This window comes from Nocardioides ganghwensis (genome assembly GCF_014779655.1).
In the GTDB taxonomy this organism is placed as follows: domain Bacteria; phylum Actinomycetota; class Actinomycetes; order Propionibacteriales; family Nocardioidaceae; genus Nocardioides; species Nocardioides ganghwensis.
The window spans coordinates 98,825-120,447 of record NZ_JACXYX010000015.1 but is presented as its reverse complement, the minus strand read 5'-3'; the positions used below and the strand labels follow the sequence as shown (position 1 = coordinate 120,447).

Here is a 21,623-nt window from a genome sequence, read left to right as displayed (position 1 = left end):
TCCGGCCCGGCGTCATCCGGATCGGCACCCATGGGTGCAGGTCTGCATGACGCTGGCGCCGGAGGCGGCGTGCGTGTGCCGGGGGACGCCGATCAGTCGTCGCTGAGGGCCTGGTTGTACGCCGCGAGCTGCGCGGCGAACGCCGACAGCTCGTCGTCGCTCCAGCCGCCGAGGCGCCGGTCGAAGCGGTCGCTGCGGCTGCGCGCCACGGTCTCGAGGCGCGTACGCCCCTCCTCGCTGGCGTCGAGCAGGATCGCGCGGCGGTCCTCGGCGGCCGGCCGGCGCTCGACCAGGCCGAGGTCGACCAGCGTCTGCACCTGCCGGCTCACGCCGCCCTTGTCCATGCCGAAGGCGTCGGACAGGTCGGCGGCGCGCATCGGCCCCTGCTTGGCCAGGTGCGTGAGGATGAAGTAGGTCATCGGGTGCAGGTCGGGGTGGACCTCGCGGGCCCGCTCGCCCATCACGCGCTTCACCCTGCGGATCAGCGTCCCGACCTCGGCCTCGATGCGGCGCAGGTCGTCGTACCTCGTCGTCGATCCTGCGCTCATCCCCGGGGAGCCTCCGCCATGAGCTCATCCTCGCGCTTGACCGAGGTGCGCAGGGGCACTTCCCTGATGAAGAGCACCGCGACGAGCGCGCCCACCGCGAAGGGCAGGGCGACGAGGAAGATGTGACCGGTCGCGTCACCGAAGGCGCTCTCGAAGATCGCGCGCACCGGCGCGGGCAGGCCTGAGACGTCCGGGATGCTGCCGGTGTCGTGCCCGACGGAGCCGGCGTGCTCCGGGTGGGCGGCCAGCAGCCGGGCGAGCCCCGACTCCACGGCGTCGGCGACCTGGTGGGCCAGCACGGCGCCGAGGGCCGCGATGCCGATGGACCCGCCGAGCGAGCGGAAGAACGCCACCACCGAGGACCCGGCACCCATGTCGGAGAGGGCGATCGTGTTCTGCACGGCGAGGACGAGGTTCTGCATGGTCGCGCCGAGGCCCAGGCCGAGCACCGCCATGTAGGCGCCCGTGTGCCACAGCGAGGTCGAGGCGTCGATGGTCGCGAGCAGCGCGATGCCGGCGATGACGAGCACCATGCCGCCGACGAGCCAGCGCTTCCAGAGTCCGGTGGCGGTGATGATCCGGCCGCTGAGGATGCTCGAGACGAGGAGGCCGCCGACCATGCAGATCGACATCAGGCCGGCCTCGGTGGGGCTCATGTCCTTGGCCCGCTGGAAGTAGAGGCTGAGGTAGACCGTCGAGCCGAACATCGCGACGCCGATCAGCACCGACGCGACGGTGGCCAGCGTGAGCGTACGGTCCTTGAACAGGCGCAGCGGGATGACCGGGTCCGTGGCGACGTTGGCCTCGACGTGGATCGCGGCGGCGATGACCGCGACGGCGCCGACGACCAGCAGGCCGCTGGTCCACGAGATCCAGTCGAAGTCCTGCCCACCGAGCGACACCCAGATCAGCAGGATCGACACGCCGCCGACCAGCAGGAAGGCGCCGAGGTAGTCGATGGAGACCTCGCGCCTGACCACCGGGAGGCGCAGCGTCTTCTGCAGCACCACGAAGGCGAGCGCCGCGACCGGCAGGCCGGCGAAGAAGCACCAGCGCCAGCCCACGGTGTCCACCAGGACGCCGCCGACCAGCGGGCCGCTGACCGTGGCGAGGGCGAACACCGCGCCGATGTAGCCGCTGTAGCGACCGCGCTCACGCGGCGAGACCATCGTGGCGATCACGACCTGCACGAGGGCGGTGAGCCCGCCGACCCCCAGGCCCTGCACGACACGGGCGCCGATCAGCACCTCCATCGACGGCGCGAAGCCGGCGATGAGCGAGCCCACCGAGAAGATCACGAGCGCCGACTGCACGAGCAGCAACTTGTCGAACAGGTCGGCGAACTTGCCCCAGATCGGCGTCGTCGCCGTCATCGCGAGCATGGTCGCGACGACCACCCAGGTGTAGCCGGTCTGGCTGCCCTCGAGGTCGTCGACGATGGTCGGCAGCGCGTTGCTGACGATCGTGCTGGAGAGCATCGCGACGAACATCGCGAGGAGGAGTCCGCTGAGGGCCTCGAGCACCTCGCGGTGGCTCATCTCACCGCTCTGCTCGGCGGCGGCGACGGTGGGGGCCTGGGTCACTGCGTTCCTTCTGGTCGTGGTTGCGTTGCGCAATAGTTGTTCTCCACAACCATATGCCCGATGGCGCGTGGAGGCCACCGGGCGGCGACGAGACCTGGGCCACACCTGGCGGTCGCGGGAGCCCGTACGGCGCGCTGGCCAGCCCCCGGACATGCAGCGACCCGCAGGCCTGCTGCCCCTCTGGGAGGGGCCCCGGGGGATGACACCGGGGGCCTGCGGGTCGGGTGGCTGCAGTGGATTCGCCGGCAGCTGTCGGCGGACCGGGGCTGCCTAGCGGGCAGCCACCTCACTCATCCGAAAAGAAATCATTCTCCGGATCACCTCCCTTCTGTGTGAGACCACCGTACGTCGGCGGGTGGGGCCGCTCAACGGATTAAGCCACCACGTCCTCGACCGCCGCCTCGAACTGCGAGCGGTAGAGCCGGGCGTAGGCGCCGTCGGCCACGAGGAGCTCGTCGTGCGAGCCCTGCTCGACGATCGAGCCGTCCTCCATCACGAGGATCAGGTCCGCGTCGCGGATCGTGGAGAGCCGGTGCGCGATCACGAAGGACGTACGGTCCGAGCGGAGCGCGGCCATCGCGTGCTGGAGCAGCAGCTCGGTGCGGGTGTCGACCGAGGAGGTCGCCTCGTCGAGGATCAGCAGCGCAGGGTCCTTGAGGAACGCCCGCGCGATCGTGATGAGCTGGCGCTCGCCCGCGGACAGGTTCGACCCGTCCTCGTCGATCATCGTGTCGTAGCCGTCGGGCAGCGAGTGCACGAAGCGGTCGACGAAGGTCGCCCGCGCCGCCTCGAGGACCTGCTCCTCGGTGGCGTCGGGGCGACCGTAGGCGATGTTGTCGCGGATCGTCCCGGCGAAGAGCCAGGTGTCCTGGAGCACCATCCCGATGCGGCCGCGCAGGTCGGCGCGCGGGACCGAGGCGATGTCGACGCCGTCGACCAGGATGCGCCCGGACTGCGGGTCGTAGAACCGCATCACGAGGTTGACCATCGTCGTCTTGCCGGCGCCGGTCGGTCCGACGATCGCGACGGTGTGGCCGGGCTCGGCGACCAGCGAGAGGTGCTCGATGAGCGGCCGCTCGGGGTCGTAGGAGAACGACACGTCCTCGAAGCGGACCTCGCCGCGGGCGTCGGCGGCGGACGCCGGACGGCCGGTCGCCTCCGGCGTCTCCTCCTCGGCGTCGAGCAGCTCGAAGACCCGCTCGGCCGAGGCGACGCCCGACTGCAGCAGGTTGAGCATCGACGCGACCTGCGTGAGGGGCTGGGTGAACTGCCGGGAGTACTGGATGAACGCCTGCACGTCACCGAGCGACATGGTGCCGCTGGCGACGCGGAGGCCGCCGAGGACGGCGATGACGACGTAGTTGAGGTTCCCGACGAACATCATGATCGGCATGATCAGCCCGCTGACGAACTGCGCGCCGTACGACGCCCGGTAGAGCTCGTCGTTCTGCTCCGCGAACACGCGCTCGGCCTCGGCCTGCCGGCCGAAGACCTTGACGATCGCGTGCCCGGAGAACGTCTCCTCGATGTGGGCGTTGAGTGTGCCCGTACGCCGCCACTGCTGGATGAACAGCCCCTGCGAGCGCTTCATCACCGCACCCGTGACGTACATCGAGATCGGCACCGAGACCAGCGCCACCATCGCCAGCACCGGCGAGATCCAGAACATCATCGCCAGCACGGCGAGCACCGTGAGCAGCGAGTTGAGCATCTGGCTCATCGTCTGCTGGAGCGTCTGGCTGATGTTGTCGATGTCGTTGGTGACGCGACTCAGCAGCTCGCCGCGCGGCTGCTTGTCGAAGTAGCCCAGCGGGAGGCGGTGGACCTTGTCCTCGACCTCGGAGCGCATCCGCAGCACCGTGTGCTGGACGACGTCGTTGAGCAGCCAGCCACCGACCCACGCCAGCAGCGACGCGACGACGTAGACCGCGAGCACGACGAGGAGCACGTCGGCGACGGCGGAGAAGTCGACGCCGTCGGTCAGGTCCATCGAGGCGAGCATGTCGGCGCGGTCGTCCTCGCCCTGCGCGCGCAGCGCCTCGACCGCCTGCTCCTGCGTGGCCCCGGACGCGAGGACGTCCTTGCCGATCAGGCCGGCGAAGACGAGGTCGGTGGCGCGACCCAGGATCCAGGGACCGACCGCTGTGGCGGCGACGCTGAGCACGGTGAGGACCAGCACGGCGTACGCCTTGTGGCGCTCGGGGTGCAGGCGCGCGAGGAGCCGCTTGAGCGAGGGCCAGAACGTGTCGGCCTTCTGGCCGATCATGCCGCCGCCCATCGGGCCGCGGCCGGGGCCACCGGGACCCGTCTGGACGCGCTCGGTCTCCTTCAGCGTGCCGGGCTTGGCCGGTGCGTCGGTGCTCATCGTCAGGCCACCTCCTCCGCGGTCAGCTGGGAACCGACGATCTCCTGGTAGGTCGAGCACGTCTCGAGCAGCTCGTCGTGCGTGCCGGTGCCGACGACCGTGCCGCCGTCCATCACCACGATCCGGTCCGCGTGCCGGATGGTCGCCACGCGCTGCGCGACGATGACCACCGCCGACTCGCGCGTCACCGGCCGCAGCGCCGCGCGCAGTCGCGCGTCGGTGGTGAGGTCGAGGGCGGAGAAGGAGTCGTCGAAGAGGTAGATCCGCGGCCGGCGGATCACCGCTCGAGCGATGGCCATCCGCTGGCGCTGCCCGCCGCTGAGGCTGGACCCGCCCTGCGCGACCTCGGAGTCGAGACCGTCTGGCATCGCCTCGACGAAGTCCCGGGCCTGGGCGACGTCGAGCGCCGCCCACATCTCATCCTCGGTGGCGTCGGGCTTGCCGTAGCGCAGGTTGTCGGCGATGGTCCCGCGGAACAGGAACGCCTTCTGCGGCACCAGTCCGAGCTCCGACCACAGCGTCTCGGGGGCGACGTCGCGCACGTCGACCCCGCCCACGCGTACGGCTCCCGCGGTCGCGTCGAAGAGGCGCGGCACCAGGTTGACCAGCGTGGACTTGCCGGCGCCGGTGGACCCGACGATCGCCACGGTCTCGCCGGGCGCGGCGACCAGCGAGACCTCGCGCAGCACCGGCTGGTCGGCGCCGGGGTAGGCGTACGTCACGCCGTCGAGCTCGAGGGTGAGCCGCTCGGGGAGCGCGGTGACGGGGTCGACGGGCGGCGGCACCGACGACTCGGTGTCGAGCACCTCGGTGATCCGGTCGGCGCACACCGAGGCTCGCGGCACCATCATCAGCATGAACATCGCCATCATCACCGACATCACGATCTGCATCAGGTAGGAGATGTAGGCCGTGAGGGCGCCGACCTCCATCTGGCCGTCCTCGACGCGGTGCCCGCCGAACCACAGCACGCCGACCGTGGCGACGTTGGCCACGATCATCACCGTCGGGAACATCGCTGCCTGCCAGCGACCGGCCCGGATCGCCACGTCGGTCAGCTCGGCGTTGGCATCGCCGAACCGCCGGGTCTCGTGGTCCTCCCGGACGAACGCCCGCACCACCCGTACGCCGGTGATCTGCTCGCGCAGCAGCCGGTTGACCTCGTCGATGCGCTCCTGCATGAGCCGGAAGCTCGGCACCATCTGGCGCACGAGCAGCCCGATCGAGACGCCGAGGACCGGCACCACCGCCAGGACCAGCCACGACAGACCGACGTCCTCGCGCGCGGCCATGATGATGCCGCCGACCATCATGATCGGGGCCGACACCATCAGCGTGCCGCCCATCAGCACGAGCATCTGCACCTGCTGGACGTCGTTGGTCTCGCGGGTGATCAGCGAGGGGGCGCCGAAGTGCTGCACCTCGCGGGCCGAGAAGGACCCGACCCGGCGGAAGATCGCCGCCCGGAGGTCGCGGCCGAAGCCCATCGCGTTGCGCGCGGAGAACCACACCGCGGCGATCGAGCAGACGATCTGGACCAGCGAGACGAGGAGCATCAGTCCGCCGTGGCGCACGATGTAGCCGGTGTCGCCCGTGACGACGCCGTTGTCGATGATGTCGGCGTTGAGGCTCGGCAGGTAGAGCGCGGCCATGGTGCCGACGAACTGCAGCGCGACGACGGCGGCGAGCGGCGCGGCGTACGGCCGGAGGTAGGTGCGGACGAGTCGGAGCAGCATCAGGACTCCTTCCCGGCCGTGGGCTTGAGCACGCCGTCGAGCAGCGTCCCGACGATCTGGTCGGGGGTCAGCAGGTGCCCGTCGCTGATGTGCGGGTGGGTCCCGGAGAACGTCAGCATCCGGAGCATGTGCACGAGCTGCTCGGGGGTGCAGGTGAGGAGGTCGGCGTCGGGCTCGACGACCGCGACCATGACCTGCTCGACGAGTCGTCGCCGCTCCTCCATGTGGCGGTGGGCCTTCGGGGGCCCGACCATGCCCATCGCGGTCATCAGAGCGAAGATCCCGCGGAAGCGCTCCTGCAGCCGCGAGCAGAGGTCGGTGAGCCGCTCCCGCAGCGGCTGGTCGAGGTCGACCGACTGGAGGTCGGCGAGGAACGGCTCCATGTCGAGCGCCTTCTCGACGGCAGCGGTGACCAGGTCGTCCTTGGACTCGAAGACCCGGAAGATCGTGCCCTCCGCGACACACGCCGCGTCGGCGATCTGGCGGGTGGTGACCGCGCGACCGTGCTCGTGGAGCAGCGGGATGGTGACGTCGACCAGCGCCTCGCGCCGGTCGTCGGGGGTCATCGGGCGGGCGCGGGGAGTCACCCGGCCAAGGGTAAGTGAGTGAGCGCTCACTCACAAGCGGCTTTGCGCTGGCGCGGGGTTGTGCTGCCAACCGACGAGTTGGCGAACCAACTGGCGAGTTGGCGGCCCCGAAGCCCGCTACGGCGCGAGCCGCTCCACCACCCACCGCTCCCCGTCGCGGCGGTAGACGAGGCGGTCGTGCATCCGGCTCGGCCGCCCCTGCCAGAACTCGACGGCCTCGGGGGCGACGCGGTAGCCACCCCACGTCGGGGGCACCGGCACCGGACCGTCGTCGCCGAACCGCTCGTGCGCCCGGGCGTACGCCTCGGCGAGGGCCGCACGCGAGTCCACCCGGCTCGACTGGGCCGAGGCCCACGCTCCCAGCTGGGCGCCGCGGGGGCGGGACCGGAAGTAGGCCTCGACCTCGGCGTCGTCGAGCGTGGTCGCGACGCCCTCGACGCGCACCTGCCGCTCGAGGGCGTACCAGGGAAAGAGGAGCGCGCAGCGCGGGTTGGCGGCCAGCTCCTCCCCCTTGCGCGAGGCGTGGTTGGTGTAGAAGACGAAGCCGGCGGGTCCGACACCCTTGAGCAGCACGGTCCGGCTTGAGGGCCGACCGTCGCGCGACACAGTGGAGACCACCATCGCGTTGGGTTCGTGGAGGCCCGCGTCCAAGGACTGCTGCAGCCACCGCTCGAACATCTCGATCGGGTCGTCGGCCAGGTCGGGCAGGTCCAGGCCGCCACGGCCGTACTCCTCGCGCAGTCCGGAGAGGTCCATAGGGGGACAGTAGCGGCGGGGTGCACAATGAGCCGTCCCGTGCAGTTCTCCCGGGGCGCCTGATGCACGGAGGACCACGAAGGAGTGGCATGACCGAGATCCAGCACGGCCTCGAAGGTGTCGTCGCGTTCGAGACGCAGATCGCCGAGCCCGACAAGGAGGGGTCGGCGCTGCGCTACCGCGGCGTCGACATCGAGGAGCTCGTGGGCCGCGTCCCCTTCGAGAACGTCTGGGGCCTGCTGGTCGACGGGACCTACTCCCCCGGCCTGCCGCCCGCCGAGCCCTACAACATCTCCATCCACACCGGTGACGTGCGCGCCGACGTGCAGGCCGCAGTGGCGATGCTCGCGCCGATGCTCGGGATGGGCCAGACCTACGACATCTCCGACGAGCAGGCCCGCCTCGACCTCTCGCGCGTCGCGGTGATGGTGCTGTCGTACGCCGCGCAGTCCGCCCGCGGCCTCGGCAAGCCGGTCGTCAGCCAGGCCGAGGTCGACCAGGGTCGCACCCTCGCCGAGCGGTTCCTGATCCGCTGGCGCGGCGAGGCCGACCCCAAGCACGCGCACGCCATCGACGCCTACTGGTCGTCGGCGGCCGAGCACGGCATGAACGCCTCGACCTTCACCGCGCGCGTCATCACCTCCACCGGCGCCGACGTGGCCGCCGCGTTCTCCGGCGCCATCGGGGCGATGTCCGGTCCGCTGCACGGCGGCGCCCCGTCGCGCGTGCTCGGGATGATCGAGGAGGTCGAGAAGCGCGACGGCGACGCGTCGTCCTACGTCAAGGAGCTGCTCGACAGCGGCGAGCGGCTGATGGGCTTCGGCCACCGCGTCTACCGCGCCGAGGACCCGCGCGCCCGGGTGCTGCGACGCACGGCCAAGGAGCTCGACGCGCCGCGCTACGAGGTGGCCGAGGCGCTGGAGAAGGCCGCCCTCGCCGAGCTGCGCGAGCGTCGCCCCGACCGGGTGCTGGAGACCAACGTCGAGTTCTGGGCGGCGATCGTCCTCGACTTCGCCGAGGTGCCGGCGCACATGTTCACCTCGATGTTCACCTGTGCCCGCACGGGCGGCTGGTCGGCGCACATCCTCGAGCAGAAGACGACCGGCCGGCTGATCAGGCCGTCCGCCGTCTACGCCGGGCCGAGCACCCGGCCGGCGAGCGAGGTTCAGGGCTGGGACGAGGCCTGGGCGTAGTACCAGGACGTCTTGCCGTTCGCGCCACGGCGCGTGAGCGAGATGTGCACGTGGTCGCGGTGCCGCAGGGTGGGTGAGCACGTCCGCCGGTTGCGGCAGCCGGAGCTCAAGTAGCGCTTGGCGACGAACCCGTCGTACGAGGCGTACATCCGGTCGTCCCAGATGACGTACATGATCCCCATCCGGCGGGCGAGCGCGTGCGGCTGGCCGGTGTCGTCGGGGGCGAGGATCTCCTCGATCATCGCGTCGGCCAGGGCCTTCTCGACCGGGTCGGTGGCGTCGAGGATCCAGTCGAAGGCGCGCGCCTCCTTGTGCTCGCTGCGGCTCGACCCCGCGCAGTCACGAGCGATCGTGCCGTAGCCGCCGCCGCGTGCGACGAGCCAGTCGGCGAGCATCAGCACCCCGGCCCTCGGAGTGCGCCGGCAGGTCGTCTGCGGCTGGTAGCCGGCGTACGGCTCCATCGGCATGAGGTACGGCGCCGAGGACGTGACGGTCCCGCGCCGGCTGCTCGGCTCGTCGGCCGCTGCGGCACCCAGGGTGCCGGAGAGCAGGCCGAGCACGAGGGCGCACGTACCCGCGACTCGCGTGACGGCACGCAGTGGCGCTCGCATCGAGACGTCCCACCTTCCCCTGTGACCACATCCGGCACAGGGACCGTATGCGGCCCCACGCGCAGGCGTCAGGGGATCGTCAGAACATCACTGCTGTAGTTCGCAGGCGGCGGTGCCGCCCGGCAGCCGGTGCCGGTTGGCGGCCACCCAGGCGTACGTCCGGCGCGCCACCGCGTCGACGCCCGGGGCGGTCATCACGCGCCCGACGGCGCGCCACGGCAGCGGTCCGGTGCGCAGGATCGCGGCGAAGGCACGGTGGCCGTAGTCGACCCGGCCGTCGGGGTGGACGTAGGGCATCTCCACGACCGCACGGACCGGGTCGACGCCGAGGGCGGCGAGGTCCGCGGCCTGGACAGTGGAGGCGTCGACGTCGACGCCGAGCCTCGGCACCAGCCGTGCGGTGCGCATGCAGAAGCCGCAGTCGGCGTCGTTGAGCATCAGTCCGCGGGGCACGCTCACAGGCTACGCGGGTCGTGGATGCGACGGCCGAAGCAGCGGCTCAGCTCCGAGCCGCAGTAGTGGCCGAAGCCGGGGATCGGCTCGTAGCCCGAGGAGAGGTAGAGCGAGATCGCCTCCGGCTGCTTCATCCCGGTCTCCAGCACGAGCGCCTCGACGCCGGCCTCGGCGGCCGTGGCCTCGAGGTGGGCCAGCATCCGGCGGGCGAGCCCGCGGCGCTGCGCGGCCGGGACGACGTACATGCGCTTGACCTCCGCGGTCACCTCGGCGCCGAGCGCCCTCACCGAGCTGCGCCGCCAGGCGCCGGTCGCGACCGGCGTGCCGTCGAGGTAGCCGACGAAGAACTGTCCGAGCGGGTCCTCGAAGTCATGCGGGTCGACGGGCGACTCGTCGCGGCCGCCGTAGCGTGCGACGTACTCCTCCTGCACGGCCTCGACCAGCAGCATGGCGTCGGGATGGGTGATCGGCAGTCGCTCGATGCGCAGCCCGGGTGCAGGCACGTGTCGGATCCCCCCATGTGAGACGTCGTCGGGAAGGTGACAGACTAGGACCCGCTGACAGCGTCGTCAGGACCGCCGTTCCGTGTCCACCGTGATCCACGTGAGGTTCCTCCATGACCGACGCCCTGAAGATCCCCGCCGACCTCCTCCCGGCCGATGGCCGCTTCGGCGCGGGCCCGTCCAAGATCCAGACCAGCCACCTCGACGCGCTGGCCGCGACCGGCGCGTCGCTGATGGGCACCTCGCACCGGCAGGCGCCGGTGAAGAAGACGGTGGGCCGGGTGCGCGAGGGTCTCACCGCGCTCTTCGACGTGCCCGAGGGCTACGAGGTGGTGCTCGGCAACGGCGGCGCCACCGCGTTCTGGGACATCGCCTGCTTCGGCCTGATCCGCGAGAAGAGCCAGCACCTGTCGTTCGGCGAGTTCTCCTCCAAGTTCGCCACCTCGGCCAAGAAGGCGCCGTGGCTGGCCGACCCGTCGGTCATCACCAGCGAGCCCGGCTCTCGTCCCGACGCGGTCGCCGAGGACGGCGTCGACGCCTACGCCTGGGCCCACAACGAGACCTCCACCGCGGTGATGGCGCCCGTACGCCGCCCGGCGGGGATCGACGACGACGCTCTCGTGCTGGTCGACGCGACCTCCGGCGCCGGCGGCCTGCCCGTCGACCTCGACCAGGTCGACACCTACTACTTCGCCCCGCAGAAGTGCTTCGCCTCCGACGGCGGCCTCTGGATCGCCCTGATGTCGCCGCGCGCGCTGGCCCGCGCGGAGGAGATCGCGGCGAGCGACCGCTACGTCCCGCCGTTCTTCGACCTGCCGACCGCCATCGACAACTCGTCGAAGAACCAGACCTACAACACCCCGTCGGTCGCCACGCTCTTCCTGATGGCCGAGCAGCTCGACTGGATGAACGGCCAGGGCGGGCTCAAGGCGATGGTCGAGCGCACCACCGCGTCCTCCGACGCGCTCTACGGCTGGGCCGAGCGCACCGCCTGGACCACGCCGTACGTCACCGAGGCGGCCGACCGCTCTCTGGTCATCGGCACGATCGACTTCGACGAGTCGATCGACGCCGCCGCGATCGCCGCGACCCTGCGGGCCAACGGCATCGTCGACACCGAGCCCTACCGCAAGCTCGGCCGCAACCAGCTGCGGATCGCGATGTACCCCGCGATCGACCCCGCCGACGTCGAGAAGCTCACCGCGGCGATCGACTTCGTCGTCGAGAACAGCTGAGGTCCACCGCACTCGGGCAAGGCGCAGTCAGCCCGTCAGCAGCTTGAGGACGGCGCGCTCCAGGGCAGCCTGGCGCGCGTCGTCCGTGTCGTAGGAGGCGCGCACCTTGATCGTGCGCCCGCGCTCGTAGGCCTCGACGACGCGCGGGTCGACGTACGCCGTGCGCGCCAGGGTCGGGGTGTTGCCGAGGAACTCCGAGACCTCCTTCATCGCGCTCGCGACCGCGCGCTTGCGCGACGCCTTCGTCTTCCCCGGTTCGTCGGACTCCGCCAGCGCGGCCGAGGCGATCACCGTCGCGTGCCAGGTGCGGAAGTCCTTGGCCGTGGCCTCGATCCCGAAGCACGTGCGGATGTAGTCGTTGACGTCGGCGGAGGAGAGACCGCGCCAGGTGCGGCCGTCCTTCCACGCCAACAGCTGGTCGCCGCCACCACGGCGGCGGCGCATGACGTCGAGCGCACCCACGGCGGCCGGGTCGTCGATGTCGATGCAGTGCTCGACGCCCGACTTGCCGACGAAGCAGAACCGCAGCCCGCCCCGGTGCCGCGACACGTGCTCCCGGAGCATCGTGGTCAGGCCGAAGGAGCCGTTGGTGTCGGTGTAGACGTCGTTGCCGATGCGGAAGTAGCCGAGGTCGAGGAGGCGTACGGCGACCGCGCACGCGCGCTCCTGCGACATGCCCTCGGCGCCGATGTCGGCCAGCACCCGCTCGCGGGCCTTGGACAGCGCCTTGCCGAAGCCGAGGATCCGGTCGAACTTCGCGGCGTCCCGGCTGGCGCGCCAGTGCGGGTGGTAGATGTACTGCCGACGACCCGCGTCGTCGGTGCCGACCGCCTGGAGGTGGCCGTTGGGGTAGGGCGTGATCCACACGTCCTTCCACGCCGGCGGGATGACGAGGTCCTTGCACCGCTGGACCTGCTCCTCGTCCAGCCGGTTGCCGTGCTGGTCGAGGTAGGTGAACCCCTTGCCGGCCCGGCGTCGGGTCCAGCCTGGCTGGTCGGGGAACGTACGCCTCAGTCGCGGCATGCGGCGAACCTACTGGTCGACCCACGTGGTGGCGGACACCCACAGGGAGGGGTCCCGCGGCCCGCGCCGGCGACCGACGTCACACCTCGGACGTGCCGGGGCGCAGCACCTGCCGGGCGAGCTCGGCCTGGCTGTCGGTGAGCAGGTGCTCGGGCACCCGCACCGGCTCGTGTCCCTCGACGGTGAACGTGTAGACGAACATGTCGGGGTGCGGCCGGGCGTCCTTGGCCGCCGCGGACCACACCGCCGCCGAGACGAGCGGGCCCAGCCCGGAGGCCTCGACGTCGACCTCGGCCGCCTCGGAGCGACCGGCGAAGCCCCCGCTGCGCTCGACGCGCAGACGCCCTCCGGGCTGCGGCTCGGGGGCGGGCGCCGACGCGCGGCCGGGCTCGACACCGACCTGCCGCCAGGCGTCGCGCACCGCGTCGGCGTGCTCGCCGGCGGCAGCGACGGTCGCCGCCGCGAAGGTGCCGAAGTCCGCGCCGCGAGGGACCGCGCCGCCGACCAGCGCGTCGTACCAGATCCGGCCCGCGCCCTCGATCGCCCTGCCGCCGACGGCGAGCGCCGCGAGGTGGAAGGCCCGGTTGGGGATGCCGGAGTTGAGGTGCACGCCGCCGTTGTCGGCGGTGGTCACGATGTAGTCGTCCATGTGGCCGACCTGCGGGTCCGCGCCGACCTCGGGGTCGTCGTACGCCGTGCCGGGCGCCGCCATGTCGCGCAGTGCCCGGGCCTGCACGGACGGCATGAAGATCCCCTCGCCGATGAGCCAGTCGCCGTCGGCGGCCTCCTGGCCGAGCAGGCGCTGCTTGAGGCAGGACGCGAACACGTCGGCGACCGACTCGTTGAGCGCGCCCGACTGGCCGCGGTAGGTGAGGTCGGCGGTGTGCTCGATGACGGCGTGGGAGAACTCGTGGGCGAGCACGTCGACGGGCTTGGTGAACCGCTCGAACACGCGGCCGTCGCCGTCGCCGAACACCAGCTGGGTGCCGTCCCAGAAGGCGTTGTTGTAGTCGGAGCCGTAGTGCACCGTGAGGCTCACCGGGGCGCCGGCGCCGTCGTGGGAGCTGCGTGCGAGGTCCTCGAGGAACATCTGCAGCGTCGCCTCGATGCCGGTGGCGGCCTCGTCGACCGCGACGTCCCCGGTGTCGGGCTCTCCGGAGCGCCGGGCCGGCGTGCCCGGCAGCCTGGTCGACGACCCCGCGTCGTGGACCGTCCAGACCGGTGCGACGCCCACCCCCTCGACAGCCACCGTGGAGGCGGCGCGAGCCTCGACCCCGCGCTGCGCGCGCAGGCGGCGCACCGCCTCGTCACGCGCGGCCGCCTCGGGGCCGTCGACCCGCTCGGCCAGCCAGGGCGGGATGAAGGTGCAGCGCGGAGCAGGAGCGGAGTGGGTGTCCCGAGAGGTCATGGGACAGGTCTACCTGTCCGGTCCGACAGCCGGAAGGGGTGCGCCCGGGCGGGGCGACTCAGCAGGGCTGGTAGTCGAAGCTGACGTCGGTGACGAAGACCGCCTGGTTCCGGTCGACCCCGCTCCAGCTCGTCTCGGCGTTCCAGTAGGTCAGCGTGAAGCTCGTCAGCGGACCGGCGAACCTGACCGTGACGTTCCCGGCACCGCTCGAGCTGTCGCTGTAGGCCGCACCGCCCGCCCACGGGGACGTCTGCGTCCCGGCACCCGACACACCGCTCCCGCGAGCGACCTCGGTCCAGGAGCCGTCCAGCTCGGCGCGGTCGCGGAAGTCTCCAGCGGTCTGGTCGATGTCGGTGAAGGTGAGCACGAGGTTGCTCACCGGCTTGCTGAACGAGAACGTGTAGGCGCCCCGCGCGTTGCGTCCGGGAGCGGGGCGGTCCATCCGCCGGGTGACGCTCTGGATGAGCCCGAGCCCCGGCTTCCCGGTGCCGCCGACCGGGTCGTAGACGTCGTACAGGCTCGGACCGTTTCCGCCCTCGCTGCCGGCCTTCACGAATCCCGTGTAGCTCGCCGCGATCCTCATCGTGATCGGCGCGGCCGACGCCCCGGACGGAGGCGTGTAGGTCTGCACGTAGTCCAGGCCGCCGTTGGAGACGGTGCCCGACCAGGACGCGAAGGACGCGCCCGTGAGCGGCGTGCACGAGGCGGCGTACGCGGGCACCGCGGCGGAGGCCGCGACCACGGGGACGGTCCAGGCGACAGTGCGCGTGACCGTGCGGCGGGACGGCCGGGCGTGGGTCGAGGCGTGGGTCGAGGCAGTGGCCATGCTGTGCTCCAGTCCGAGTACGGGGTCCCGGTCCTCAGGGACGGCCCCACCGTAGGGAGCACCGGGCCACGCGGCGGTAACACACAGTTACAGCCCGGATCATTCGCCGGGAGGCCTTGATCACACCCGAGCCCGCTGGGTCCGCGAAATCTCGATCTGCCGCCCCGCGCACTAGACTCGACACGCTGCGGCCGTGCTGGCCGCGCCCGGCCCTTCGGGCCTCGTCCGCTCTCGCACAGCCCTGTCTCCGCCCGGAAGGCCCCTGCATGTCCACCCAGTCCCGCACCGACCTGCGCAACGTCGCGATCGTCGCCCACGTCGACCACGGCAAGACCACGCTGGTCGACGCGATGCTCCGCCAGGCCGGCGCCTTCACCGCGCACCAGGCCGAGAGCGTCGCCGACCGGGTCATGGACTCCGGCGACCTCGAGCGCGAGAAGGGCATCACGATCCTCGCGAAGAACACCGCGGTCCACTACACGGGCCCGTCGGCACCCGAGGGCATGACGATCAACATCATCGACACCCCCGGCCACGCGGACTTCGGCGGCGAGGTCGAGCGCGGCCTGTCGATGGTCGACGGCATCGTGCTGCTGGTCGACGCCTCCGAGGGTCCGCTCCCCCAGACGCGCTTCGTGCTGCGCAAGGCGCTCAACGCCGACATGCCGGTGATCCTGGTCGTCAACAAGACCGACCGCGGCGACGCCCGCATCAGCGAGGTCGTCGACGAGTCCTACGAGCTGTTCATGGACCTGCTCGACGAGTCGCACAGCCAGGACGCGCTCGACTTCCCCGTCGTGTACGCCTCGGGCAAGGCCGGCATCGCCTCCCTCGAGCAGCCCGAGAACGGGTCCATGCCCGCGGGCTCGGACCTCGAGCCGCTCTTCAAGACGATCCTCGAGACCATCCCCGCCCCGCAGTACGACGACGAGGCGCCGCTGCAGGCCCACGTCACCAACCTCGACTCCTCGCCGTTCCTCGGCCGCCTCGCGCTGCTGCGCATCCACCAGGGCACCCTCAAGAAGGGCCAGACCGTGGCCTGGATGCGCCGCGACGGCGACGTGAAGAACGTCCGCATCACCGAGCTGCTCGTCACCGAGGGCCTCGAGCGCAAGCCCGGCGAGTCCGCCGGACCCGGCGACATCTGCGCGATCGCGGGCATCCCCGAGATCACCATCGGCGAGACGCTCGCCGACGCCGAGAACCCGGTCGCGCTGCCGCTCATCCACGTCGACGAGCCGGCCATCTCGATGACCATCGGCACCAACACCTCGCCGCTCGTCGGCAAGGTCAAGGGCTCCAAGGTCACCGCCCGCCTCGTCAAGGACCGCCTGGACTCCGAGCTCGTCGGCAACGTCTCGCTGCGCATCCTCCCGACCGAGCGCCCGGACGCCTGGGAGGTCCAGGGCCGCGGCGAGCTCGCGCTGGCGATCCTGGTCGAGCAGATGCGTCGCGAGGGCTTCGAGCTCACCGTCGGCAAGCCGCAGGTCGTCACGCGCGAGATCGACGGCAAGCTGCACGAGCCGTTCGAGCGCCTCACGATCGACGCGCCGGAGGAGTACCTCGGCACCATCACCGAGCTCCTCGCCGCCCGCAAGGGCCGCATGGAGGGCATGACCAACCACGGCACCGGCTGGGTCCGGATGGACTTCGTCGTCCCCTCGCGCGGCCTGATCGGCTTCCGCACCGACTTCCTCACCGAGACCCGCGGCACCGGCATCGCGCACCACATCTCCGAGGGCTACTTCCCGTGGGCCGGCGAGATCCGTTCGCGCAACAACGGTTCGCTCGTGGCCGACCGCGCCGGCGCGGCGACGGCGTACGCCATGACGTCGCTGCAGGAGCGCGGCGTGCTCTTCGTCGAGCCGGCGACCGAGGTCTACGAGGGCATGATCGTCGGCGAGAACTCCCGCGCCGACGACATGGACGTCAACATCACCAAGGAGAAGCAGCAGACCAACATCCGGTCCGCCACCTCCGACAACTTCGAGAAGCTGATCCCGCCGAAGCGCCTCTCGCTCGAGCAGTGCCTGGAGTTCTGCCGCGAGGACGAGTGCGTCGAGGTCACCCCGGAGATGGTGCGCATCCGCAAGGTCGTGCTCGACGCCAACGCGCGTGCCAAGACCGCGTCCCGCGCGCGCAAGGCCAACAAGTAGGCCCGACCGTGCCCGACGGTGACCTCGCGCACGAGCTGGCGGACTGGCTGGAGGGCCTCGGCCTCGCCGACCAGCTCGCCGCGGCCGGGTTGCCGACGTACGAGCGCGCGGGCGCCGACGTGCGCTGGACCGAGCCCACGACGGGCGAGCCGCTCGACGCCGACCGGCTCGCTGAGCTCGACCGGCTGCTGCGCGCGCAGGGCGACGACCCCGCCCACGCCGTACCGGTCGCACTGGTCCGGCTCCGTCGCGAGTCCCGGCTGCGGCAGGAGCTGCTCGACGGCGGCTGGCTCGACTACGCCGGGGTCGCGGCGCTGCGCGGCGTCTCGACCAACGCCGCCCGCTTCGCGGTGCACAAGGCCGCCGAGCGGCGCACGCTCCTGCTCGTCGGGCACGAGGGCGCGATCCTGGTGCCGAGGTTCCAGCTCGACGAGACGGGCGAGGTGCGCACCGAGCTGCTGACGGTGCTCGAGCCGCTGCTCGCCGCGGTCGACCCGTGGCGCGCGTGGATCTGGCTCACCAGTCCCGCCGCGCTCCTCGGCGGAGCGGTCCCCCACGAGGCGGCCCGCGACCCCGAGGAGCTGCCGGTCGTGCAGCGCGCCGCGGTCGCCCTGGCCGAGCGTGCCCGCTCGGCGCAGGGCTGACCCTGCACCTGCCCGCGGGCCGCGCTCCTCGGTGGCGGTGCGTCAGTCCGCGACCGGCTCCGCGCGCAGCGTGGGCGCCAGCACGACGAGGCCGAGCAGCGGCAGGACCGCGAGCACCAGGAGCGCGACGGGCATGCCCAGCGGGCCGCTGATGCCCGCGACCACGGCGGAGCCGACGCTGCCGCCGATGAGGAAGAGCAGCGTCGAGACGCCCAGCGCCACCCCGCGTACGTCCTGGTGGACCGCGTCGCCGACGACGGCGCTCAACGCAGGCTGGCCGAGGCCGAAGGCGAAGGTGACCAGGATGATGCCGGCGACCAGCACCGTCGCGCTCGTCGCCCAGGCACCGACCGTCGCCACCAGCAGCGCGGCCGAGGCGACGAGGCCGGCGACGGCGAGGGCGCGGCTCGGCCCGATCCGGTTGAGCATCGGCCCGGCGACCTGCGGGACCAGCAGCGCCACGCCGGCGCTGGGCACCATGGCGAGGCCGACCTGCCACGCCTCCCAGCCCTCGCCAAGCAGCACGGCCGGCAGCGCGATGAGCATGGCGAACCACGACGCGGGGACGGCCGACGCGGCGACGGCGCTGCGGACGACGGTGGCGTTGCGGATCACCTCGACGGGCAGGAAGCCGTCGGGACGCCGGCGTACGGTCGCGCGCACCGCGGGCACGCCCAGCACGAGCAGTCCTGCGCCGACGGCGGCCACCAGCAGGCCCGCCGACGGCGACTGCACGAGCAGCACCATGCCGGCGGCGGTGAGGGCGACGAGGATCGCGCCGACGACGTCGAGCCGCGCGCCGCTGCCACCGGTCGGCAGGGCCCGCCAGAGCAGCGGCACGACCAGCGCGCCGAGGATCGGCAGCGCCATCACGGCACGCCAGCCCCAGGCCGCCTCGACGAGCCCGCCGATGAGCGGTCCGAGGCAGCTCACAGCCGCGGCGACTCCCGCGAGCCGCCCGAAGGCGAGTCCGCGCACCTCGCCGGTGTACTTCGCGGACAGGATGGTCACGCCGAGCGTCGGGACCGCCGCGGCGCCGGCGCCCTGCACCATGCGCGCGCCGAGCAGCACCTCGAAGGTGGGCGCGAGGGCTGCGACCAGCGCGCCGATCGACATGAGCACCAGTCCCGCGAGCAGCGGACCGCGGACGCCGACGAGGTCGGAGATCCGGCCGTAGAGGGCGGTGGTGACCGCCAGCATCAGGACGTAGAGGCTGATCGCCCACGCCGCCAGCCCGGAGCTGACGCCGAGGTCCTCGCCGAGCAGGGCCAGCGCCACCGCGGCGCTCGACGAGCCCATGCCGGCCAGGCCGAAGAGGAGCCCGAGGAGCAGCGAGACGCGACGGGAGTCGTCCGCCTGCGCGCTCGTGGCCGCGGCATCAGGGGCGGCGTCGGGTGCTGGGCTCATCGAGGAAGGACAACAGCGGATCGAGCGGGGTTGTTCCCTCCGAAGTGCCGCGGTGCCGCGGGACGAGCACCTACCCTGAGCCGCATGACCACCCCCAGCGGCGCCACTCCCGGGTCCGGCCCCGGCGACGAGGCCATGCGCATGTGGATGGCAGCCCGCGACCGCGCCGAGGCGGCCCGCGAGGCGACGCTGGCGTCCGACGCCGAGCGGGAGCGGGTCTGCGACCTGCTCAACAGGGCCTTCAGCCAGGGACGCCTCACCCCGGCCGACCTCGACGAGCGCACCTCGCGCGCCCTCACGGCCCGTACGCACGGCGACCTCGAGGACGTGCTCGCCGGACTCACCCCGACCGGGACGTCAGCGCTGTGGGCCCAGCGTCCCCAGCGTGGGTTCCTCCCCCGGCTGGTCTTCTGGATCGTCGGGCTGCTCACGTCACCGTTCGTCCTCGGCGGCTCGCTGTTCGTGCTGTTCGGCGAAGGCGTCGGCGAGAGGGTCTTCGGGATCGTGCTGCTGGTGGTCTTCCTTCCCGGCCTGATCGCGCTCTACCGCTGGGCGCACCCGAGGCACTGACGGGGGTCACCTCGCCAGAGCCGTACGGTTTCGCACATGTCGCAGGCACCCGTCGCCGCACTCGTGGTCGTGCTGACCCTCGTGGCCGTGCTGCTCACGAGCGGGGTCGCCAAGCTCCGGGACCGCCGCGCGACCCGGGACGCCTTCACCGCGCTCCGGGTGCCGGCGATCGTGCCGGCCGACGTCGCTGCGCCGGCCCTGCCCTGGGTGGAGATCGCCGCCGCGGCCCTGCTGCTCGTGACTCCGTCCGGCTGGCTGGTGCCGGTCGCCGTGGTGGTCCTGCTGCTGATGCTGGCCTACGCCGCGCTGGTCGCGCGGGCGCTGACCTTCGACGAGCCGGTGACGTGCTCGTGCTTCGGCACCCTCGGCCGGCACGACGTGGACACCACGACCCTCGCCCGCAACGTGCTCCTGACCGCGCTCGCCGCCGTGGTCGTGTGGTTCGCCCTCGACGGCGGGTCGGTGCCGTCGGCGCTCGGCGCGCTGGACGTCGCGGGCTGGTGGGCGCTCGCGGCCGCAGCCGCCGCAGCGACGGTCGCGGTCCTGGTGGTCGGTGCTCCGGCGAGCGCCGGCCCCACCGCGTCGGCCGACGAGGACCTTCTCGACTACGAGCGCCAGGCCACCCCGTACGGCGCCCTCACCCTGCACGATGGGACGACCACGAGCATCGCCCAGCTCGCCGCCGCCCAGGCCCGGCTCCTCGTCGTCCTCAATCCCGGGTGCGGCCCGTGCGTACGCACCGCGGAGAAGCTGGACGACTGGGCAGCCCGCCTCGCGCCGGTCGTGGGTGTCGTCGCGATCTACCCGGACGAGGCCTCGGCGCGCGCAGCAGGCGAGCACGCGTACGACCTCGCCGCCTGGGAGCCGGAGCTCAACGTCCGTCGTGTCTTCTCCGTCGCCGCGCCCGCCGCGGTCCTGCTCGGGGCCGACGGCTATCTCGCAGGAGGGCCGGTGGACGGGGAGGACGAGGTGGCTGCGTTCGTGGAGGACGTCTTCGGCGTGCTCACGGAGCAGCCGAGCCCGGCCGAGTGAACGCGCAGGCCACCTACGATCGGCGGGTGCCCGATCTCGCCCTGTCCGTCGTCGTGCCCACTCGCGGCGGTGCGACACGGCTACCGGTCCTGCTCGACGCACTCGCCGCCCAGCAGGTCGACGAGCCGTGGGAGGTCCTCTTCGTCCTCGACGGGGACATCGACGGGAGCCGCGAGGTCGTCGAGACGTACGCCGACCGCGTGCCGTTGAGGATCGTCGAGCGAGCCGGTGGCGACGGGGTGTCCGCTGCCCTCTCCGCGGGCTACCAGGCGGCGCGCGGGGAGATCGTGCTCCGCTGCGACGACGACCTCACGCCCAGACCCGGCTTCCTCGCTGCTCATCTGGCCCGCCACCGGGCGCGTCCCGCGGACGCCCCGCCACTCGGTGTCGTCTCGCTCACCCGCGACGTGTTCGATGACACGCCCTACGCCAGCGCGTACGGGAGGCCCGCCAACCACCGCCTGATCGCCCAGGCGTACGCACGCCCGCCCGAGCAGCGGTGGCTCCACTGGGCGGCGTGCAACTCGGTGCCGAAGGCGGCGTACGAAGCGGTCGGCGGCTTCGACCCGACCATGACCTACCGCGAGGACTCCGAGCTCGGGCTGCGTCTGGCTCGTTCCGGAGTGGAGATCGTCATCGACCCCGATCTCGAGATCGAGCACCGCGGGCCTGCCGCAGACGCAGAGTCCCGGGTAGCGCGGGCCTTCATCTCCGGCGCGTCGATACGAGCCTTCCGCGACCGGCATTCAGGTGCGTTGCCAGAGCCTGCAGGCGGTGGAGCCTGGCGCTGGTTGGTCATGGCGGTCGCGCGCAGCATTGGCACGGCGGAAGATGCAGCGCGCCTCGGTCGAGGGGTCGACCGAGCGCTGTCCCGGTCGCCTCGTTTGATTCAGGGCAAGATGGTCGCCTTGGCTGTCGAAGCTGCGGCTGAGGCCGGCGTGCGGCATGGCGAGACGGAATGGATCAGGAGCGTGACGTGACATGGCG

Annotated in this window: 20 protein-coding genes; 7 read left to right on the top strand and 13 right to left on the bottom strand. The window is 72.0% G+C overall.

Translation table 11 applies throughout. The annotated features are described in order from the left end of the window. Nucleotides 1-92 precede the first annotated feature (92 nt). The 6 genes from IEZ24_RS16685 to pdxH form a co-directional block, all read right to left on the bottom strand. Nucleotides 93-548: a MarR family winged helix-turn-helix transcriptional regulator gene (locus tag IEZ24_RS16685; RefSeq protein WP_129455754.1), complete on the bottom strand. Its 456-nt coding sequence runs from the start codon at nt 546-548 to the stop codon at nt 93-95. After that, on the bottom strand, nt 545-2,131 hold the full coding sequence (locus IEZ24_RS16680; RefSeq protein WP_318151929.1) for an MDR family MFS transporter: 1,587 nt from the start codon (nt 2,129-2,131) through the stop codon (nt 545-547). Before IEZ24_RS16680 ends, IEZ24_RS16685 begins: the two co-directional genes overlap by 4 nt. A 373-nt stretch (nt 2,132-2,504) precedes the next feature. Next, on the bottom strand, nt 2,505-4,496 hold the full coding sequence (locus IEZ24_RS16675; RefSeq protein WP_129455753.1) for an ABC transporter ATP-binding protein: 1,992 nt from the start codon (nt 4,494-4,496) through the stop codon (nt 2,505-2,507). Nucleotides 4,497-4,498: 2 nt separating this feature from the next. After that, nucleotides 4,499-6,232 carry an ABC transporter ATP-binding protein gene (locus IEZ24_RS16670; protein WP_129455752.1) on the bottom strand — a complete coding sequence of 578 codons (1,734 nt, stop codon included), beginning with the start codon at nt 6,230-6,232 and terminating at the stop codon, nt 4,499-4,501. Next, entirely contained in the window at nt 6,232-6,819 is a 588-nt protein-coding gene (locus IEZ24_RS16665; protein WP_129455751.1) for a TetR/AcrR family transcriptional regulator, read from the bottom strand. Before IEZ24_RS16665 ends, IEZ24_RS16670 begins: the two co-directional genes overlap by 1 nt. Nucleotides 6,820-6,936: 117 nt before the next feature. Then, nucleotides 6,937-7,575 carry a pyridoxamine 5'-phosphate oxidase gene (gene pdxH, locus IEZ24_RS16660; RefSeq protein WP_129455750.1) on the bottom strand — a complete coding sequence of 213 codons (639 nt, stop codon included), beginning with the start codon at nt 7,573-7,575 and terminating at the stop codon, nt 6,937-6,939. Nucleotides 7,576-7,664: 89 nt separating this feature from the next. On the opposite strand from pdxH, the gene IEZ24_RS16655 reads away from it, so the two are divergent. Continuing rightward, nucleotides 7,665-8,768, top strand: a complete 1,104-nt coding sequence (locus IEZ24_RS16655) for a citrate synthase 2 (protein WP_129455749.1) — start codon at nt 7,665-7,667, stop codon at nt 8,766-8,768. On the opposite strand, the gene IEZ24_RS16650 is transcribed toward IEZ24_RS16655, so the two are convergent. From IEZ24_RS16650 to IEZ24_RS16640, 3 genes are all read right to left on the bottom strand, one after another. Beyond that, nucleotides 8,741-9,379: a hypothetical protein gene (locus tag IEZ24_RS16650; protein ID WP_129455748.1), complete on the bottom strand. Its 639-nt coding sequence runs from the start codon at nt 9,377-9,379 to the stop codon at nt 8,741-8,743. The two genes, IEZ24_RS16655 and IEZ24_RS16650, sit on opposite strands and share 28 nt — an antisense overlap. Nucleotides 9,380-9,466: 87 nt before the next feature. Next, the gene (locus IEZ24_RS16645; RefSeq protein ID WP_207206854.1) at nt 9,467-9,832 is read right to left on the bottom strand and encodes a thiol-disulfide oxidoreductase DCC family protein; all 366 of its coding nucleotides are present in this window, start codon (nt 9,830-9,832) and stop codon (nt 9,467-9,469) included. A 2-nt stretch (nt 9,833-9,834) separates the two neighbouring features. Further along, on the bottom strand, nt 9,835-10,335 hold the full coding sequence (locus tag IEZ24_RS16640; protein ID WP_242498524.1) for a GNAT family N-acetyltransferase: 501 nt from the start codon (nt 10,333-10,335) through the stop codon (nt 9,835-9,837). Between the two features lie 113 nt (nt 10,336-10,448). Here IEZ24_RS16640 and serC point away from each other — a divergent pair, with 113 nt between their 5' ends. Then, the gene (gene serC / locus IEZ24_RS16635; RefSeq protein ID WP_129455747.1) at nt 10,449-11,570 is read left to right on the top strand and encodes a phosphoserine transaminase; all 1,122 of its coding nucleotides are present in this window, start codon (nt 10,449-10,451) and stop codon (nt 11,568-11,570) included. Nucleotides 11,571-11,597: 27 nt separating this feature from the next. Here serC and IEZ24_RS16630 read toward each other — a convergent pair whose 3' ends face one another. The 3 genes from IEZ24_RS16630 to IEZ24_RS16620 form a co-directional block, all read right to left on the bottom strand. Continuing rightward, the gene (locus IEZ24_RS16630; protein WP_129455746.1) at nt 11,598-12,593 is read right to left on the bottom strand and encodes a DNA topoisomerase IB; all 996 of its coding nucleotides are present in this window, start codon (nt 12,591-12,593) and stop codon (nt 11,598-11,600) included. Between the two features lie 79 nt (nt 12,594-12,672). Beyond that, the gene (locus IEZ24_RS16625; RefSeq protein WP_129455745.1) at nt 12,673-14,001 is read right to left on the bottom strand and encodes a protealysin inhibitor emfourin; all 1,329 of its coding nucleotides are present in this window, start codon (nt 13,999-14,001) and stop codon (nt 12,673-12,675) included. A gap of 58 nt (nt 14,002-14,059) precedes the next feature. After that, nucleotides 14,060-14,827, bottom strand: coding sequence for a hypothetical protein (locus tag IEZ24_RS16620; protein ID WP_129455744.1), 768 nt, complete (start codon nt 14,825-14,827; stop codon nt 14,060-14,062). Between the two features lie 266 nt (nt 14,828-15,093). Between IEZ24_RS16620 and typA the strand changes: the two genes are divergently transcribed. Both typA and IEZ24_RS16610 read left to right on the top strand, forming a co-directional pair. Further along, nucleotides 15,094-16,983: a translational GTPase TypA gene (gene typA, locus IEZ24_RS16615; RefSeq protein WP_129455743.1), complete on the top strand. Its 1,890-nt coding sequence runs from the start codon at nt 15,094-15,096 to the stop codon at nt 16,981-16,983. 8 nt (nt 16,984-16,991) lie between these two features. After that, on the top strand, nt 16,992-17,627 hold the full coding sequence (locus IEZ24_RS16610; RefSeq protein WP_129455742.1) for a hypothetical protein: 636 nt from the start codon (nt 16,992-16,994) through the stop codon (nt 17,625-17,627). Nucleotides 17,628-17,669: 42 nt separating this feature from the next. On the opposite strand, the gene IEZ24_RS16605 is transcribed toward IEZ24_RS16610, so the two are convergent. After that, entirely contained in the window at nt 17,670-19,034 is a 1,365-nt protein-coding gene (locus IEZ24_RS16605) for an MFS transporter (protein WP_129455741.1), read from the bottom strand. A gap of 84 nt (nt 19,035-19,118) precedes the next feature. Between IEZ24_RS16605 and IEZ24_RS16600 the strand changes: the two genes are divergently transcribed. From IEZ24_RS16600 to IEZ24_RS16590, 3 genes are read left to right on the top strand one after another with little or no spacing between them, the layout of a single operon-like run. Then, nucleotides 19,119-19,604 (top strand): DUF1707 SHOCT-like domain-containing protein, encoded by a 486-nt coding sequence (locus IEZ24_RS16600; protein ID WP_129455740.1) that lies wholly within the window; start codon nt 19,119-19,121, stop codon nt 19,602-19,604. Between the two features lie 36 nt (nt 19,605-19,640). After that, complete coding sequence (locus tag IEZ24_RS16595; protein ID WP_129455739.1) at nt 19,641-20,636, top strand: TlpA family protein disulfide reductase; 996 nt, start codon at nt 19,641-19,643, stop codon at nt 20,634-20,636. Nucleotides 20,637-20,662: 26 nt separating this feature from the next. Continuing rightward, the gene (locus IEZ24_RS16590; RefSeq protein ID WP_165356118.1) at nt 20,663-21,616 is read left to right on the top strand and encodes a glycosyltransferase family 2 protein; all 954 of its coding nucleotides are present in this window, start codon (nt 20,663-20,665) and stop codon (nt 21,614-21,616) included. Nucleotides 21,617-21,623 lie beyond the last annotated feature (7 nt).